The 19,172-nt window shown below is 45.7% G+C and carries 13 protein-coding genes; 11 read left to right on the forward strand and 2 right to left on the reverse strand.

Annotated features, from left to right (window positions below):
- Window positions 1-33: 33 nt before the first annotated feature.
- Window positions 34-894, reverse strand: coding sequence for an AraC family transcriptional regulator (locus MKY23_RS14095; protein WP_339838997.1), 861 nt, complete (start codon window positions 892-894; stop codon window positions 34-36).
- Between the two features lie 206 nt (window positions 895-1,100).
- Between MKY23_RS14095 and MKY23_RS14100 the strand changes: the two genes are divergently transcribed.
- The 5 genes from MKY23_RS14100 to MKY23_RS14120 all read left to right on the forward strand — a co-directional run bounded on the left by MKY23_RS14100 (window position 1,101) and on the right by MKY23_RS14120 (window position 9,510).
- Window positions 1,101-2,630, forward strand: coding sequence for a glycoside hydrolase family 43 protein (locus MKY23_RS14100; protein WP_339839000.1), 1,530 nt, complete (start codon window positions 1,101-1,103; stop codon window positions 2,628-2,630).
- A 45-nt stretch (window positions 2,631-2,675) separates the two neighbouring features.
- Window positions 2,676-4,256, forward strand: a complete 1,581-nt coding sequence (locus MKY23_RS14105) for a glycoside hydrolase 43 family protein (RefSeq protein WP_339839003.1) — start codon at window positions 2,676-2,678, stop codon at window positions 4,254-4,256.
- A 144-nt stretch (window positions 4,257-4,400) separates the two neighbouring features.
- Window positions 4,401-6,092 (forward strand): extracellular solute-binding protein, encoded by a 1,692-nt coding sequence (locus tag MKY23_RS14110; protein WP_339839006.1) that lies wholly within the window; start codon window positions 4,401-4,403, stop codon window positions 6,090-6,092.
- Between the two features lie 38 nt (window positions 6,093-6,130).
- Window positions 6,131-7,888, forward strand: coding sequence for a histidine kinase (locus MKY23_RS14115; RefSeq protein WP_339839009.1), 1,758 nt, complete (start codon window positions 6,131-6,133; stop codon window positions 7,886-7,888).
- Window positions 7,873-9,510, forward strand: a complete 1,638-nt coding sequence (locus MKY23_RS14120; protein ID WP_336119914.1) for a response regulator — start codon at window positions 7,873-7,875, stop codon at window positions 9,508-9,510. The genes MKY23_RS14115 and MKY23_RS14120 overlap by 16 nt, the downstream gene beginning before the upstream one ends.
- 128 nt (window positions 9,511-9,638) lie before the next feature.
- On the opposite strand, the gene MKY23_RS14125 is transcribed toward MKY23_RS14120, so the two are convergent.
- The gene (locus MKY23_RS14125; protein ID WP_154984050.1) at window positions 9,639-10,403 is read right to left on the reverse strand and encodes a helix-turn-helix domain-containing protein; all 765 of its coding nucleotides are present in this window, start codon (window positions 10,401-10,403) and stop codon (window positions 9,639-9,641) included.
- A gap of 274 nt (window positions 10,404-10,677) precedes the next feature.
- Here MKY23_RS14125 and MKY23_RS14130 point away from each other — a divergent pair, with 274 nt between their 5' ends.
- From MKY23_RS14130 to MKY23_RS14155, 6 genes are all read left to right on the forward strand, one after another.
- The gene (locus MKY23_RS14130; protein ID WP_145412997.1) at window positions 10,678-12,033 is read left to right on the forward strand and encodes an extracellular solute-binding protein; all 1,356 of its coding nucleotides are present in this window, start codon (window positions 10,678-10,680) and stop codon (window positions 12,031-12,033) included.
- A 267-nt stretch (window positions 12,034-12,300) separates the two neighbouring features.
- Window positions 12,301-15,198, forward strand: coding sequence for an extracellular solute-binding protein (locus MKY23_RS14135; RefSeq protein WP_339839016.1), 2,898 nt, complete (start codon window positions 12,301-12,303; stop codon window positions 15,196-15,198).
- Between the two features lie 19 nt (window positions 15,199-15,217).
- Window positions 15,218-16,174 (forward strand): sugar ABC transporter permease, encoded by a 957-nt coding sequence (locus tag MKY23_RS14140; protein ID WP_090915950.1) that lies wholly within the window; start codon window positions 15,218-15,220, stop codon window positions 16,172-16,174.
- A gap of 2 nt (window positions 16,175-16,176) precedes the next feature.
- Complete coding sequence (locus MKY23_RS14145; protein WP_090915952.1) at window positions 16,177-17,052, forward strand: carbohydrate ABC transporter permease; 876 nt, start codon at window positions 16,177-16,179, stop codon at window positions 17,050-17,052.
- 66 nt (window positions 17,053-17,118) lie between these two features.
- On the forward strand, window positions 17,119-18,543 hold the full coding sequence (locus tag MKY23_RS14150) for a hypothetical protein (protein ID WP_339839430.1): 1,425 nt from the start codon (window positions 17,119-17,121) through the stop codon (window positions 18,541-18,543).
- Entirely contained in the window at window positions 18,527-19,162 is a 636-nt protein-coding gene (locus tag MKY23_RS14155; RefSeq protein WP_090915954.1) for a YIP1 family protein, read from the forward strand. The genes MKY23_RS14150 and MKY23_RS14155 overlap by 17 nt, the downstream gene beginning before the upstream one ends.
- Window positions 19,163-19,172: the final 10 nt, after the last annotated feature.

Raw genomic sequence — 19,172 nt, forward strand, 5'->3', positions numbered from 1 at the left:
ATGACAATGCTCTTAATGGTAATCGGTTTCCGGCTACAAATCAATTCTAACCTCGGCTTGCCGATACCTCGTATATTTTCCCGGTGAGATTCCAACGATCTTGGTAAAGCTACGAATGAAATTGGCGTAGTCACTAAACCCTGACTGGAAGCAAACATCTGTGATGCTCAGTCCATCTGTAAGAAGTGTTTTGGCAAGTTCAATGCGTCTACCTAGAATGTAGGAGCGAAGCGTAAGCCCGGTATGCTTTTTAAATTGCCGGCTGATGGAGGTGCTGTTCATATAGAATTGTTCGGCCAATTGTCCGAGAGTAATATGTTGCGTGATGTGTGCTTCGATATATTCCATCGTTCTGCGTACCAGTTCAGGCATGATGTCTTGGGGTACAAAGGAATTATGCTGGAACCACTGGTTGATCAGAACAAGTAGTTGTGCCATAGCAGCATTGGTCTGCACGTCTGCACCATATTTGTTAGAATCAGCAGATTCTTCAATCTGACGGGTCCAATACAGAAGCTGATTTAACTGGTTCCCATTCAGATGAATGATGTTGCCACTTCCGTCAGGGCGATGATCGAAACAAGATAATAAATTCGTCAAAACTGTGGATAGCTGGCACACATAGGTTTTCTTGAGGTTAATCGTGATTCGCTCATATTCAGTCTCGTCCACAATAAGTGTCCGATGCATCTCCTCAGGAGATATGACAAGCAAGTCACCACGCTGCATGGGATAACAACGATGATCGACATAGAAGTGTACATTTCCTTGCAGAAATAAGTAGATTTCATACGCGTTGTGGCGGTGATAACTGGAATCATACCTGTAGGTTGTTAGGGGATGGCGGTACAAAAGCTCTGGCTGAATCGCATCATAAAAATAATCAGAAGACATATGGTAGAAGTACCTCCTGTCATTTCGCGCAATAAAACATGCAAACTACGCAATGAAATTGGACTTAGTTTCACTTAAAATGTAATCATCCTATCATGAAAACGTTTGATTTGCAAACGCTTTCTATTTGTTGTGCCCTAATATATGGATACCTGATTAGATATGAAAATAATGCAAGATCCATTCTATTTGCGGGAGGAAATGAAATGAACAATGAAACGATGGCACAAGCTGGGGAGCAGAAGACTGAAGCTGGCTTAACGGGTCACTTGCAGCATACACCAAAGGAGATTGGAAAGCTTCGTCCCAACGCTAATCCTCTAATGGCACACAAATTCGGAGCTGATCCTTATGCACTCGTGTTTAATAACCGGGTCTACCTCTATATGACCAGTGATAAACTGGAGTATGATGCGAATGAGATTCCTCAGAAAAACAGTTATCAGTCGATCAATAAAATTACAGTCATCTCATCGGATGATTTGATCAACTGGACAGATCATGGGGAAATCAAAGTAGCAGGTCCAGAAGGGGCAGCTACCTGGGCTTCCCAATCTTGGGCTCCAGCAGCTGCACATCGCAATTTGAATGGTGAAGATCGTTTTTATTTATATTTTGCCAATAATGCCAGCGGTATTGGTGTTCTGAGCGCACCAACACCTATAGGGCCTTGGACAGATCCGATCGGAAAAGCGTTGGTGACAAGAGAAACGCCGGGTGTTGAAGACGTAACGTGGTTATTTGATCCTGCTGTGCTTGTGGATGATGACCATCAAGCTTATCTTTATTTTGGTGGAGGCGTGCCTGAGGGAAAACCAGAGCGTCCGGATACGGCGCGAGTGATGAGACTTGGAAAGGATATGGTCAGTGTTGAGGGGAAGGCCAAGATCATTCCTGCACCTTTTATGTTTGAAAATTCGGGGATACATAAATATGATAACATCTATTATTACACTTACTGCTCCAACTTTTTTCAAGTTGAACGTGACGAGGATAGCCCGCCGCCGGGAGAAATTGCATACATGACAAGTGCGCAGCCTATGGGTCCATGGACGTATCAGGGAACAATCCTTAAAAACCCGGGCCACTTCTTCGGGATTGGCGGTAACAATCATCATGCTATTTTCCCACTGGAGAATGAGTGGTATATTGCTTATCATGCGCAGACTCTGTGCCAGGCGATGGATATCCCGGAAGGGTATCGTTCCACACACCTGAACAAGGTGCAGTACGAAGAGACAAGTGGAAGAATCAAAGCGATTCAAGCGGACTACGAAGGTGTAGATCAACTGAAATCATTCAATCCATATCAACAGGTCAGCGGGTCAACGATTGGCTGGAATGCGGGAGTGATCACCCGTCAAATAAGTGGCTCGGGTCCGGAGCAAGCGGAACAAGGCGAGTCTCCAAAACCAGATGAAGTTGCCAGTGTGATGCATGAAGGAAGCTGGATTGCGATCTCGCGTGTGGATTTTGGTCAAAAAGGGGCGGCAAGCTTTACTGCAACCGTATGCAGCCAAGGTGGAGCATGTACTCTTGAACTTCGACTAGGACGAGAAGACGGTGATTTAATTGGAAAAGTGCATATTCCTGCATCAGCGGAGGGTCAAGAATGGATGGAGGCATCGACTTCAATAACTGGCGCTAAGCATGAACACGACCTGTATCTTGTACTGAAACCATCAGAAGAAAACCCATGCATCCTTTTAAACCAATGGATGTTTGAAGAAGCCTAACATCAGGAAGGGACTTATCCTGTTGATTGGAGAGCTGGAGCCAGAGTGAACAGCTATGATGCTGAACTCCGAAAAGAGGTGTTTTACACGATGTATTCAAATCCGATTATATGGGCCGATTATCCGGATGTGGACGTCATTCGGGTAGAAGATACGTATTATATGGTAAGTACGACCATGCATATGATGCCTGGATGTGTTATTCTCCGTTCATATGACCTGATTCAATGGGAAACCGCTTCGTATGTATATGACAGACTGGATAATACACCAGCCCAGCGGCTGGAGAACGGGCAGCAGATCTACGGAAAAGGCATGTGGGCGGCTTCACTCCGTTATCATCAAGGCAAGTTCTACGTCATTTTTGTAGCCAATGATACTCGTAAAACGTATCTGTATACTTCTGAAACGATAACCGGACCTTGGAATAAACAGATTGTAGAAGGATTCTACCATGACTGCTCGTTATTTTTTGATGATGACGAACGGGTGTATCTGGTACATGGTAATCGGGAGATTCACTTAACCGAATTAAAAACCGATCTCTCCGGCCCCAAGCCGGAAGGGAGGCATCGCATCCTAGTGACAGACCTTCAGCCGCACTACTTGGGTTATGAAGGAGCACATTTTTACAAAATTGAAGGTATCTATTATGTCTTCCTGATTCATATGACGAAGGAAGCAGGGCGACGAACGCAAGCTTGTTACAGGGCGGATACGCTGGATGGTACATTTGTTGGCGGAGAAGTGTTCAATGATGATATGGGATACTTTAATTCAGGGGTTGCTCAAGGCGGAATCGTGGATACACCGGATGGTGACTGGTACGCTGTGCTTTTTCAAGACCATGGGGCCGTAGGGCGAATTCCGGTTCTGGTCCCGATGCGTTTCGAGGAAGGCGTACCTGTATTTGCAAAAGAGGCTCCGAAACAAATCGATCTGGCCAGCACAAGGCCGGGCTACCGTTACCAACCGCTGGTTGCAAGCGATCGTTTCGAATATACGCTGGATGGTCAGGGTAATGTGCGACTTCGGGATGTTTGGCAGTGGAATCATACACCGCATGATGATTTGTGGTCTGTTACGGAAGTACCGGGAGTGTACCGAATTCGAACGGGTCAACTTAGCCCTAACCTGACGTTTGCAGTGAATACACTCACTCAGCGGGCCATGGGGCCGGCTTGTGTAGCGTCAGTAACATTGGATGGCAGTGGCCTGAACGATGGTGATTATGCAGGTTTATGTTTTCTGATTGGCACGTATGGTTTGATTGCAATGACAAAAAATGAAGGCAAGTACTATCTCGTTATGCAGGCCAGAGTAAGTCAGGATAACAGCATATTTGGCAGTATGATTGACCAGGAGCCTGCCACGGAGTACGCCCGCATACCTGTAACAGGACCTGTAGTGAAGCTGCAAGCCTCAGCTAATTTTGTAGATAATCAAGATGAATGCCGCTTTGCCTATCTGGATGGGGCAGATTGGAAGAGCCTCGGGATTCCGCACAAAATGGTCTACAAGCTGGATCACTTCATGGGCTGTAGAATTGGATTGTTTCTGTTCTCCACACATGAAATAGGGGGCATGGCCGACTTTTCGAATTTTGAATATCATATCTCTCCGTAAATCAATCCTTGCTCAGAGTTATAAATAAAAGTCGCCAATCGGCGGCTTTTTCGTACTCATGACAGATCAAATGTTGTACAATGATAACAATTATGGAAAAAAGAAATAGATACGTTCATTCAATCAAAATGGGGGCATGTCACCATGCATAAGCGATGGATGTACAAAACAAGATGGACGATTATTATCTTTCTAACCGTATGTATACCTACTGGACATACGCAGGGAGACTCCGGTCATATCAACAACTTATCTAAAGATCAGCAGACCTCATCTTTGGCGGCCTATTCCCCGCCCATTCAAGTTTCTTTTGTCAGAGAAACGGGAGAAGACTTACAGCGCATGATTGAGCAACTGCCCGGTGAGACACTGGTCGATAACCGCTGGACTCGTTTGTACGAACAGGAGCTTGGTATTCAGATTCGGTATGACTGGATTGCAACGGGCGATGTGTATAATCAAAAGTTAGGGGTTTCCCTTGCTGCCGGCCGTTTCCCGGATGTCGTCAGAGTTAACCCATATCAGCTAAGGCAGCTGAGCAATGCCAATCTAATTGAAGATTTGACGGAAGTATATCGTGATTTCGCCACGCCACTAACCAAAAATATTTTGGAGGCCGAAGGGAAAGGGGCGTTTGATGCAGCTACGATTAACGGCAAGCTAATGGCTATTCCCGAATCATCTTCTTCCATTGAAACGGCACAGTATTTGTGGATCAGAACAGATTGGCTGGATAAATTGGGGCTGCAGGCACCTGAAACGATAGAAGACGTGTTGAAAGTTTCGGAAGCGTTTACATCATGTGATCCGGATGGTAATGGAGAACAGGACACCTACGGACTTGCGCTAACGAGTTATCTATGGGACCCGGTTATGGGCGTTTCTGGATTTATGGCGGGGTATGGTGCGTTTCCGAATATCTGGATTAAAGATCCTGAGGGCGGTCTGACCTATGGAGGCATACAGCCTGAGGTACGTAAGGCGTTGGAAGTATTACAGACCATGTACCTTGAGGGACAGCTTGATCCGGACTTTGCTTACAAAAATGGAAGCAAGGCATACCGTCTCATTGATCAGGGGAAAATTGGCATGCTCTATGGTGAGCAGTGGACTCCTTTTGTTGTCCAGTCTACCCGTGATGAAGATCCGGAAGCAGAATGGCAGGCATATCCGATCGTAGCTGAGACAGGTCGAAACAGAGTTGTACCGCTGCGTTCCAATACAGGAAACTACTTTGCTGTGAGAAAAGGTTTTGCCCATCCTGAAGTCGTCGTTAAACTGATGAATTTGCATCTGGACAAAAACTGGGGACAGAATGCGGAATATGAAACGTACTATAATGACGACTCACGTGCGGTGTGGATGCTGTCTCCGGTCACTCCTTTTCCGGGAACCAAAAATTTAGATGCATATCGAGATATTCGGGATGCACGTACAACAGGTGACTTTTCTGTGCTGGAGAACGAAGCGCTGGCGATTCACAAGCGAATTGCTGCTTATGAATCAGAAGGCTTGAAGAGCGGGTGGGGATGGAAGCAGACTTACGGGCCAACAGGTGCGTTTAGCATCGCGGATGATTACGATCTGAATGGACAGCTTCTGTATGATCAATTCACAGGCGGAATTACGGAAACGATGGTAGATCGGCAGATTATCCTTCGGGATCTGCAGCTTGAAGTATTTATGAATATTATTTATGGATCACCTATCGAAGAATTCGATCAATTTGTAGTAGATTGGCTTGAACTGGGCGGAAAAGAGATTACATCGGAGGTGAACGCATGGTATAGAACGCAAGCCGCCAGGGATCACCAGGCGTTCGCTTTATCCTATTAAGGCAGGTGTCTTTGATCTGAAATCAGGAGGGGAGTTCGTTGTTCAAGATACCGGCACAGTCGTGGTTTAACAGTATATTTGCGCGGCTGATTATGACCTACCTGGTTTTTGTCATACCTTTGATTCTTCTGGGCGTGTATCTGTACCACTGGAGCTATGATACGGCAAGTCAGGAAATTTCTTTATCGACAGAGAGGCGGTTAAGTCAATACGCGACAGAACTTAACCGGGAGATCGAGTGGATGGAGTTGCAGCAGTTTGACATTGCAGAGGACCGCAAGCTGAATCGGCTGGCGATCCTCTGGAACAATATGGACCAGATTGAAAAACGGGAAATACTAAACTATTTGTCCGAACGGCTGGCCTCTTTCAAAAACAGCAGCGTTTATATCAAGAACGTTTATGTACATATTCCTACAGTCAACAAGAGTATCTCCGCAGTGCAGGGAATTGATGAATTTAATAGTACCTCATACGATTATTTCAGTTCATTCACGCACGAAGAAAGCATTCGATTCACAGTTAAAGACGATACCCTGAATCTGAGTGCTGTCCGTTTAACAGGCAAAATGGGAGACGCACCGCTATTTGTTGTTCAGGTGGAACTGGATAATGTTGCTTTTCAGAATGAATTATCTCAACTTAATCTATACCCTGAAAGTGCTTCCCTCCTTATTGAAGACAAAACAGGTTTTGCTATTTTAGACCGGGAAGAGCGCGAGATCATTCTTGCCAACTACCGTGAATATAGTCAAAAGAACTCCCTTGAGAGCTTTCGCGTAAATGTTGAGGATACAGCGTACCATGTGAACCAACATCATATGCAACCTCTTGGTTTATCCATTGCTACATATTTGCCTGAGAAAATGGTCACCAAACCCTTGAGCAAGTTTTATAAATGGGCATGGATATTTGCCATCACATCGTTTATTGCGATTTCAGCATATCTCTATTCAACGTACAAACTGATTCACATTCCTTTATTATTGCTGGTGAAAAGGTTCAAAAAGATGGAGGGCGGGGTGCTGGATATCCCGATTGTACATCATCGCAAAGACGAGTTCGGATTCTTGTATGGCCGATTTAATCATATGATCGAGAATCTGCAATTGCTGATTGACCGTGATTTCAAAAAAACGATGATGATGCAGCGAGCTGAATTAAAGCAGCTTCAATCACAGATTAACCCACACTTTTTGTACAACAGTTTCTTCATTCTGAGCTCGCTTGCACGAACAGGAGAAACGGATCGTATTGAACAATTTACGAATATGCTCGGTGAATATTTTCGATTCATTACACGCAATGGGACAGATCATGTGCCACTGAAGGAAGAAGTACACCATTCCCGAATCTATACGGATATCCAGCAACTGCGATTCTCCAGACGAATCAAGGTTGAATTCGGTGAGGTTCCGCTGGAAATGCAACAGATTCAGGTTCCCAGACTTGTAATCCAGCCGATTATTGAAAATGCCTATGAGCATAGCCTTGAAAAAAATACGTCCGAAGGTCTGCTACGTATCCAATTCCATATGGAGTCATCATGGGCGGAAATTACGGTGGAAGATAACGGGCATGATCTCCAGACAGAAGATATAGAGAAGTTGCAACATAACATGCATCGTGAGGCAATGACAGATGACATAACGGGATTAATGAACATTCATAGGCGATTGCTTCTGACCTTTGGCGAAGGAAGCGGGTTGTTTTTGTCACGAAGTGAGCTACAAGGTTTAAAGGTTGTCATCCGAATCCAGTGGAACGAGGGGGAACAGGAATGTATCGACTTCTGATTGTAGATGACGAGGAGATCATTACGGATAGTTTGTATGAAACATTTGCGAGACATATGCCGGATCGGCTGGATGTATGCAAAGCATACTCTGCTACAGAAGCACTCTCCTGGATGCGGCGCTCCAGAATTGATATTGTGTTGACGGACATTCGTATGCCGGGCATGAGCGGACTGGAGCTGACGGAAGAGATTCAAAGCCGCTGGCCGCAGTGCCGTGTTATTTTTCTGACGGGTCACAGTGATTTTGAATATGCATACAAAGCCTTTCAGATGAACAATGTACGGTACCTGCTTAAGACAGAAGGGTACGATAAAGTGATGCACATGGTGGAGCAGGTTATGGAAGAGATCAGGCAAAGTCATGATATGCATAATCTTCTGGAACAACAAAGCGAGATTACATCCCGGCTAACCGCATTTAGGCAGGATGAATACATCCGAAAGCTTCTTCAGGAAGGTTCAACTGCTGCTTCATTAATTGAACTTCAGGCTGAACTACTAGAGAGGGAGATTCATCTAAAAGCTGATTCTCCGGTGTTTTTGGTGCTTGCAAGATTGAATAAGCTACATGAACCGGCAGAAGTTGAACAAGGGTGTACTGAATCATCTATTCGGATCATTGGAACATCATTGATGAGTGAGTATACGGAATGTGTCAGTGCTACGGATCACTATGGTGATACGGTGTGGCTACTTCAGCCTAAAGATGGCCAGCGAGATGCAGACCAGCATTTTGCGAGATACATGGAAGGTACCTTAGAGCTTGTCCAGGAGTCGTGTCTTGCTTCACTGGGCGTGTCGATTGCATGCACACTTAGTGGACGGGGGTGTGAGTGGTTCCAACTCCCGCAGCAATACGAGCGTCTGCGCTTGTTACAGTGGATGAAAGTCGGGGATGGCATGTCGATGGTTCTGACAGACAATTACAAGGAGCCTCAAGCGGGTACGCCGAAGGAATCACCGCGGATATCAAGCCGGGTAGAAGCAATGAATGGTTTTCTGGAGACAGGACGCTTTCAATCCTTCTATGATATCTTCGAAGAGCTTGTGGGAGAGCTCCTTCAACAGGATATGACGATGGAGCGAGCCATGGAGACATACTATCATCTGGCATTGACCTTTTACGCAGCATTTAATCGCTGGGGACTGAAGCAGAAAACCCCGGATCAGCGAAGTTTTCTGCATTTGGACCATTTTCCAAGCATGAAAGATGCCGTTCAATATCTCTATCTGGCAGCCGATGAACTGGTCAACTTCAAACGATCAAACGAAGAGGAACGTGCGAATATAGTCGTACAGAGTTTATGTAATTATATCAAGAGTAATCTGGAAAAGGATCTTACGTTAGTACGACTGGCAGAACTGCATCACTTTAATCCTTCGTATCTATCTAGATTTTTCAAACAGGAGATGGGCATTAATCTATCCGAATTTATTGATGATAGCCGAATTCGCAAGGCCAAGGAGTTGCTCATGAACCATGAGCTAATGGTGCGGGAAGTGGCCCTTCAGGTCGGTTATGAATCTGCTCATTCGTTTACGAGGCTGTTTAAAAAACAGACGGGCATGACTCCTCAGGAGTATCGAGAATCCTTACTGATTCGCTCGGTGGATCGGTAAGTGATAAGAACGTAATAAAGCACGCAGGAGTAGCATCTCCTGCGTGCTTTTTATTAGATAGATTTTCAATATATATGTAGCCTGGGATACGCTCCGAATACATACGGCTCCGTATATTACTTAATTAATTAAGCGGTGTGAGCCTTTTGTCTGCGATAGGCATTGGGACTTGACCCAGCGTAAGCTTTGAATTTTTTATAAAACCAATCGATATCCCGATATCCGACCTCCAGAGCAATTTCGTAAATCCGCAGGTCGGTGGACAGGAGAAGTTGTTTGGCTTTTTTCATTCGCTCCTTCAACATGTAGTCATTAAAGGAAACGTTCTCTTGCATTTTAAACTTCTGACCAAGATAGGCACAATTGAAATGCAACATGTCAGCGATCTTTTTCAACGTAATTTCTTCATTCAGATGATCTCTTACATAAGCTTTCACGATCCGAATCACATGATTGGAATCCATCGCTTTGCCATTGAGCTGAATCGTAGGCTTGACGGCAGGGCTTTTTTTCACAGGAACAGGCCCAAGTTTGTTCAGAAGTTCATATAAACTGTGTACAAGCGCGGAAGCACTAAAAGGTGAGGGTAAATAATCATTCACCTGATAAGTTAATGCTTTGCGGACTAGTCTGAATTGATCCCTTCCACCGAGCAGTAGAATAGGAATATCGTTTGTTTTTCGAATGTGGTGACACAACCATAATCCTGCCGTATCGTACTGCTCTGTATGCACGACGACAACACTGAAATCCCGATCAGATAGTGCTGCAAGAGCAGCGTTTGAAGAGGAAACCGAATCCGTAATTGTAAATGGGAATTTGTGGTCTTTCAGAAGCTGTTCAAGCTCTCTACACAAGCGGCGGCTATAATCAACAAGTAAAACACTGTACATGAAGCATGACCTCACCTTCTCCTGATATTCCGATCCACTGTTTAACTGAAATAAGGCTTAGTTTCATTATGGGAAGAAAAGAAAGCGCATACAATGTGCATTATTTTGCAGATAGTGCATTTCTTTACCAATTGCAGGTGAAATACCCTAAATCACTCCTCAAATGAACCTGATCTATAATCTGACCGGGTAAACACCTGTATTTAAGCAGGTTGTTTACGCTTACATTTGGACGATACACTTTGGTAGCACACGACAATCAGGGGGGAAGACAATGAAGAAAAACAAGTTTATGCTACTGAGTCTTTTGTTTGCGGTCATGTTGATGATCAACGCTTGTAGTTCTGCACCTGCTGCTGAGCCGGCACCCGAAAAACCGGCACCACAAGAGGAGCAAGCACCAGCCGAAACTGAGCCGAAAAATGAAAATTCTACACCTGAGATGGATTTTGACATGGGTGGTAGAACGATTAAGGTTGTGGCGTGGTGGGATATGCAAATTACAGATAACAATCCAGACAATATCAAACGACTCGAGAATCTCGAAGCTTTGAAGAAAAAACATAATTTCAATATCGAATATGTATCCATCGATTTTGGTGAGTATCAAGAGAAAGTTGTAGCCTCCTTGATGGCAGGCGAGCCGCTCGGAGACTTTGTTAGACTCGGTAAAAACTACGCTATTCCGGCACTGACCAAACAGGATCTGTTGTGGCCGGTAGATGATTATATCAAGAACGATCAGGTATTCAATCAAAAAACAACCAAGGAATATATGCAATACGAAGGGAAAGGTTACGGATTTACGGAAGATAAGTCTTCCTTCATCAACGGTATTTTCTACAACCGTACTCTGATGCAAGAGCTTGGCCTGAAGCCACTGCAGGAATATGTTGATGCGGACGAATGGAATTGGGATAACTTCCTGGCTGTAGCCAAACAAGCCAACAAAGACCGGAATAATGACGGCAAGCTGGATACGTGGGGCCTCGCTCAAACGGGTTTGCTTGAACCAATTCTGTATTCCAACGAAGCTTCACTAACCAAAGAGGATAAACAGAACCTTGAAGATCCAAAAACAAAAGAAGCGCTTAATTTCTTGAACAAATTGGCTACAGAGAAAGTGGGCAGACCAACAGAAGGCGGCGACTGGACTGAACCAGCTACCTTCTTCCGTCAAGGAAATACACTGATGTACTCTGGCGCGATGTACGAGATTGAAGGCATCAAAACAGATATGCCTGATTATGATATTGGCTTCCTGCCTTATCCTAAAGGCCCAAGCGCTTCGGCCTACCATTCTGGTGAATCACGTTATCAAGCGATCACGATCCCTAAAGCGGTAGAAAATCCAGAGCAACTGATGTACATCTGGGAAAAAATCAATGAGATTGATTCCATCTATGACTATCCGGAACAATCCACGCTCGAAAGACATCTGACGGATGAAGCAGATATTAACAACGCCAGAGAAGTGGCAGCTGGCATGCTTGTTCTTGACCATAACACGTTCCCGTCCCTTCCTTATTGGGATTTTGATGGAGAACTGAAAGAAGGCGTATCCGTATCTACGTTGATCGAGAAATACAAGGCTCCTTTCCAAGCCGCTATTGATGAGGTATACAAATAAGCACTGCTAAATACGGGCAGAACGCGCGAGTACCAAGTGCGGTCTGTCCGGGTAGGGCGTGTCTGAAAAGTCCGAAGGAAGCAGGTTTTGCCGGATTTTTGTTCCAAGCAAGGAAGTTTTCCGCAGGCGTGCCGGGGCACGTCAAGGGAAAGTGACGAAGCAGGGGGCGAAAAGACGGTAAAAGATGCACTTCAGCGAGTTTTATGACACGCCCTAGTCAATCATTCTTTTGCTGATACGCTTACAGGAAAGGGGATACATGCAAACATGCGGTCACGTAAGAAAAAGGTACTGATTCTGGCACTTGTTCTGGCTTTGGTGTTCTCGATCATCGTGATCTATCCATCCAAGAATCAGAGCCCCGGGACAGTGCATGCACTTGAGGATTTTGAAGCTGTAGCGGGCACAAGGGATACACGAAGTTATGAACATTATCAGGAAACGTATGCGAGCACTGCCAAACCGGACACTACCGTAAGGATTCAAGGTGAAGCTTATACGGAGGCGGATAACGGAGAGTTTAAGGTGGTGCAAGGATATGAAGGGCTGGATGGCAGTGCAGTCATTACACCCGAATCCGGAACCATTCGCTGGGATGTTCCCGTTCAAGTGAGTGGTTTATATCAGGTTCGCATTCACTATTATCCTGTCGAAGGCAAAAGTTCCGGAATCGAGCGCAAGCTGGAGTTAAACGGGGAAGTTCCTTTCCGGGAAGCGGATGTACTTCTGTTCGACAGGGTATGGGGCAATCGCGAAGATCACGTCCGTCAGGATGATCGAGGCAACGATCTCAGACCAAGGCAGGTGGAGAAGCCGGAATGGCAGCTCGCTTCGTTTAGAGATAGTGCCGGATATTTTGAGGAACCGTTTCAGTTTTATTTTGAAAAAGGCAACCAGCAATTATCTTTGACTTCTCTCAGAGAGAGTATGGCGATTGATTACATCGAACTGTATCAGGAGGAGGCCGTTCCTACGTATGCCGAAATCCAGAAGACGTATGATTCGTTAGGTCTAAAGCCAGCTAGCCCCATCTTGCTGAAAGTGCAAGGCGAAGAAGCGATCACCAAATCTTCACCTACACTTGCGCCCATCTCGGATCGATCCAGTCCATCACTTGAACCCTACGACGTATCCAAAATTCGGATCAATGCCATCGGAGGCCTGAACTGGAAACTTCCGGGGGAATGGGTTGAATGGGAGATTGATGTGCCTGAAGATGGACTGTACCAGATTGCGTTAAAAGTGAAGCAGGATCAGCTTCGGGGTATCTATGCCACACGCAGTCTTACCATTAACGGCAAAGTTCCGTTTGAAGAGATGAAACGAATTCGCTTCAACTATAGTCCGTCCTGGCAGACACAAATGCTTGGAAACAGTGAAGAAGAACCCTATCAGTTCCATCTGGAGAAGGGGAAACACCGCTTACGGATGACTGTCACACTTGGCGATATTGCCCCGTTACTTCGAACGGTGGAATCAAGCGTACTTGAACTGAATGAAATGTACCGCAAAATTCTAATGATTACCTCCAACAAACCTGATCCACTTCGGGATTATCAGTTGGAGAAACGTATTCCAGAGATGATCGAGGTTTTTGAAAAACAAGCTGTGGTACTCACATCTGTCGCGGAGTATCTCGAAAAAGCAACCGGAGAACAGAGTGACAAAGTAGCTATTTTGAATGCCATGGTTGTACAGCTCAAGGATATGGCGGCAAGGCCGGAAACCGTTCCGAAACGATTGGATACATTCAAAATTAATGTCGGTGGCCTGGGCACATGGATTCTGACTGTACGTGAGCAACCGATTACGATGGATTACCTGGTTGTAGCTCCTTCAGGACAAGAAATGCCAAAGGCTGAAGCGTCTGCGTTCCAACAGGTGAAGCATGAACTGGGTGCTTATGTCGCTTCCTACACGGAAGACTATGACAGTATCGGTAACGTGGAGAAAAAGAAGGACTCAATCACCGTATGGATCACCACCGGACGGGATCAGGCTCAAGTGCTTAAGGGCATGATTGACGATACGTTTACACCGGATACCGATGTGTCTGTGCAGCTGAGACTTGTGCCGCCAAATATTTTGTTGCCCGCAACGCTGGCCGGAGAAGGTCCCGATGTGGCGATGCAAATGGGTGAAGATATTCCTGTGAACTATGCGATGAGAAATGCCGCAGCAGATCTGAGCAAGTTTCCGGATTTCAAAGAGGTGGCTAGCAGATTCCGGGCAAGTGGAATAACACCTTATGAGTATGACGGTGGAGTGTACGCACTACCGGAGCAGCAACATTTCCCCATGCTATTTTACCGCAAGGATATATTGAATGAATTAGGTTTGGAGCCACCAAAAACTTGGCAGGACGTGTATAATGCAATCGCTGTATTGCAGAAACACAATATGGAGTTCTATCTGCCGATTGAAGATACGCTGAACAATGCCAACATGGTTCCTAACGCCACATTTGCAATGCTTTTATATCAGAATGATGGCAAGTTCTACAACGAAGACGGGAAAAAGAGTGCGCTTGATTCAGAAATTTCGATGGAAGCTTTCAAACGCTGGACGCAATTTTATACAAATTACAAGTTCCCGTTGAAAGCCGATTTTCCAAACCGTTTCCGTACAGGAGAAATGCCAATCGGCATAGCCGACTACACGACCTATAACATGCTGACTGTATTAGCACCGGAAATCCGCAACCTGTGGGACTTCACGATTGTGCCTGGCACACAGCTTCCGGATGGTTCTATACGGCATGAGGTAGCTAGCGCGAGCAGCGCAGTCATGATGCTCGAAAATGCCAGCAACAAAGAAGCGGCATGGAAATTCATGAAGTGGTGGACGGATGAGTCAACCCAGATCGAGTACGGACGAGAAATGGAAGGTCTGATGGGCGCGGCTGCCCGTTACCCTACAGCGAACATTGAAGCATTAGAACAGTTACCTTGGCCAGTGAAGGATTACCAGAACCTGGAGAAGCAATGGGAATGGGTGCAAGGGATTCCGCAGATGCCAGGGGGTTATTTTACAGGTCGACATTTGGATAATGCTTTCCGAAAAGTCGTTAACGCGAATGAAAATCCACGTGAGGCTTTATCAGACTATGTACTGTATATTGACGATGAGATTGAACTGAAACGCAAGGAATTTAATCTGAAATAAAGGAAAGGGAGGGTAACGGTTGCAAGCTAAAACATCCAAGACAGCCGCCGCTCCTGTTATGCATACACGCCAGGTCGGCTGGTGGTCCTTATTGAAAAGGAATCTGTATCTCAGCAGGCATTATTACGTCTTAATGGCACCATTTATGCTGATCTTTTTCATGTTTACAGTCATCCCGGTCGGCATATCGCTCGGTCTCAGCTTTTTTCACTTTAATATGCTGGAGTTGCCACGTTTTGTTGGTTGGCAAAACTATTCCCGGTTGTTTCTGAACGACGACGTATTCCTAATTGCACTCAAAAACACGTTGCTGTTTGCAGTGATCACAGGTCCAGTCAGTTATATTGCCTGTTTTTTATTTGCTTGGATTATCAATGAGCTGTCTCCTAAAGTCAGAGCAGTTATGACATTGGTTTTCTATGCACCGTCAATCTCAGGTAATGTATTTTTCATCTGGCTGATCATTTTCTCTGGTGACAGCTACGGTTATATGAACGGTTTTCTTATGCGCCTTGGCGTGATTCTGGAGCCGATTCAATGGCTTTCTAACGAGAAGTATGTACTGGGCATCGTTATATTGGTGCAGCTATGGCTTAGTCTCGGAACCAGCTTTTTGGCTTTTATTGCCGGTTTGCAGACGATTGACCGCTCGCTGGTGGAAGCCGGAACGGTGGACGGTATCAAAAACCGCTGGCAGGAGCTTTGGTATATTACGCTGCCATCCATGAGACCTCAGTTGATGTTTGGTGCAGTCATGCAGATTACAGCATCGTTCGCAGTAGCCGAAATTTCGATTGCCTTGGCTGGATTCCCAAGTGTTAACTATGCAGCGCATACGGTAGTCACCCATTTGATGGACTTTGGTACGATTCGCTTTGAGATGGGATATGCTTCAGCGATCGCAACCGTGCTGTTTGCATTGATGCTTGGAACGAACATTTTCACGCAAAAAATGCTGAGAAAGATAGGTGAATGACGATGACCAGCAAAGTACGTGCCGTCTTCGGCATGCCGAAGAGACTTAACCGGTCATTTACCGTCAGTTTCATGTTGTTTGCGCTACTGGCTGTGTTCGGATCATTTATGGTGCTTCCGTTGATTTATGCGGTCAACAATGCCTTTAAGCCGCTGGATGAGCTGTTTATCTTCCCGCCGCGCTTCTGGGTGAACAATCCGACGACAGAAAATTTCGCAGATTTGATTAATCTGATGGGCAATTCCTGGGTACCCTTGTCTCGATATATTGCCAATACACTACTCATTACACTAGTGGGCACAGCTGGGCACATCCTGCTTGCTTCAGCAGCAGCTTACCCCTTGGCGAAATATCGTTTTCCTGGGTCAAAAATATTATTTACCATTGTTATTCTGTCATTGATGTTCTCGCCGCACGTTACGGCAATTCCGAACTACATGGTGATGTCCTGGCTTGGTTGGATCAACACACACGCTTCCATCATTGTTCCTTCGCTGGCGTTCTCACTAGGACTATTTCTAATGAAACAGTTCATGGAACAGATTCCTGATGCATTGCTGGAAGCAGCGAAAATTGATGGCGCGAATGAATATCGAATTTTTTGGAGCATTGTGATGCCTAATGTGAAGCCAGCATGGCTCACACTTATGATTTTGCAATTCCCTGCCCTATGGGGAACAGACGGCGGTAGCTTTATTTACAGTGAAAATCTCAAAACGTTGCATTATGCACTCAGTCAGATCGTGCAAGGCGGGATTGCCAGAGCAGGGGTTGGTGCTGCCGTAGCGCTACTGCTCATGATTGTACCGATCACGCTGTTTGTTATCTCTCAGAGCAGTGTGATGCAGACGATGGCTACTTCAGGCATGAAAGAATAGAAAGGAGGCAGCAAAGTGCAGCATAGCACGCGAAAAAGCACATGGAAAGAACGTAAATGGGTCATCATGGGCATGGTCTGCCTCCTGCTGTTCAGTTCAGCAGCACTGCCTGCAAGCGCAGACGGTGATCCAGATGCCTATCACTATTCCTATTACGGAGATACCGTTCCAGCTCCGGCTGCTTATGAAGCCACAACGATTATTACGGGCAAAAAGCTGAATATAACGCCTTTCAAGGAACCGAGTGATATGCATGTAACCGCAGATGAGCGTGTCTATGTGCTTGACTCGGGTAATGGACGAATTGTCGAGATGGATCGCGACTTCAAGCTAGTACGGACAATTGAGTCGTTCCAGAATGACGGCAAAACAGATCAATTAAAAAACCCGCAAGGATTGTTTGTAACGGAAAAAGGGGATTTACTGGTGGCTGATTCGGATAATCAGCGGGTTGTACACTTGGATAACAAGGGACAGCTCGTGAAAATTGTATCTGAACCGAAGTCAGACTTGTTGAATGAGGACTTTCAATTCAAACCTATGCGGATTGTGATGGATCAGGGTGAGCGAATTTACGTAATGGCCGCAGGTGTATTTGACGGCTTCATGGAATTCAGCGCCGATGGCGAGTTTTCCTCTTTCATTGGTGCGAATAGGGTTCAGGTCGATCCGGTTGAATATCTCTGGAAACGATTCGCTACTCGGGAGCAGAGAAGTCAGATGGTCATGTTTACCCCGACCGAGTTCACCAATCTGGATATGGACGAAGAAGGATTTATCTACGCCACCAGCGGTGATCGCGGCAAAGATCCGATCAAGAAGTTGAATGCTCAGGGAACAGACATTTTGCGGAGAGAAGGATATTCAGCACCTCAAGGTGATCTAAGGTATACCACGGAAGCTGGACCATCACGTCTGATTGATGTCGATGTAGGGGACAGCGATATGTACTCTGTACTCGATTCAAACAGGGGCCGCATCTTTACCTATAATGGCGACGGTTATCTGCTCCATATTTTTGGCGGCATCGGGAACCGGATGGGTATGTTTAATACACCTGTCGCGCTGGAGCGAGCGGGAGACCGGATGCTTGTTCTGGACAAAGCGCTTGGCGAAATTACCGTATTCCAGACGACAGAGTATGGACGCACACTACATGATGCCGTGCGCAGTTATTACAATGGCGAAGAAGATCAGTCTTCGGAACTGTTTGCGAAGGCTGCCGAGATGAATGCCAATCTGGAATATGCCTATGCAGGTATTGGTAAAGCGTTGCTTCGCCAGAAAGAATATGCCGAGTCGGCGCAATACTTCAAGCAAAGCATGGAGCGTCAAGGGTACTCCAAAGCTTTTCTTCTCTATCGGAAGGAACTGATGCGTGAACACTTTTCATGGGTGATGTCCGGTATATTCCTGGCTGTAGCTGCGTTCGTCACTATCGCCATCGTTCGCAGGCAGAAAAGGAGGACAACGAATGCAGGCATCAAGTAAACAATTGTACCAGTATCCGCTGCATCTTATTTTTCATCCCTTTGACGGGTATTGGGAATTGAAATATGAGCGGAATCAAAAAACGACACTGGTGATCTCTTTAATGATTATGGTGTTGCTCGTCTTCACTAAAATTTTGCAAGCCCAGTACAGTGGCTTTCTGATTAACTTTAACAATCCAAAGTATCTGAACAGCCTGCTTGAGATGGTGTACGTTGTCATTCCCGTGTTGTTCTGGTGTGTGGCCAACTGGTCTTTAACCACATTGATGGATGGCGAGGGCAAGTTCTCTGAAATTTTCATGTCAACGTGTTTTGCCCTGGTTCCGATGTTTCTGGTGCATTTCCCGTGGATCTGGCTGAGTCTCGCTATTTCTGCACAGGAAACGGCATTTTATTACTTCTCTAATGCGATTGCGGTTTGCTGGACCGTGTACCTGTTATTTGTAGGCAACATGACTGTGCATCAGTACACACCAGCCAAAACGATTCTAACGATGCTGCTCACGCTTGTAGCTATGGCATTTATGGCTTTCTTATGCTTGTTGTTCTTTAGCCTTGTGCAGCAGATTGTCTCTTTTGTCTACACGATCTATCAGGAATTAGTGCTTCGGGGCTAGGAAGGAGGAA

The organism is Paenibacillus sp. FSL R7-0272 (assembly GCF_037969905.1).
Classification (GTDB): Bacteria; Bacillota; Bacilli; order Paenibacillales; family Paenibacillaceae; genus Paenibacillus; species Paenibacillus polysaccharolyticus.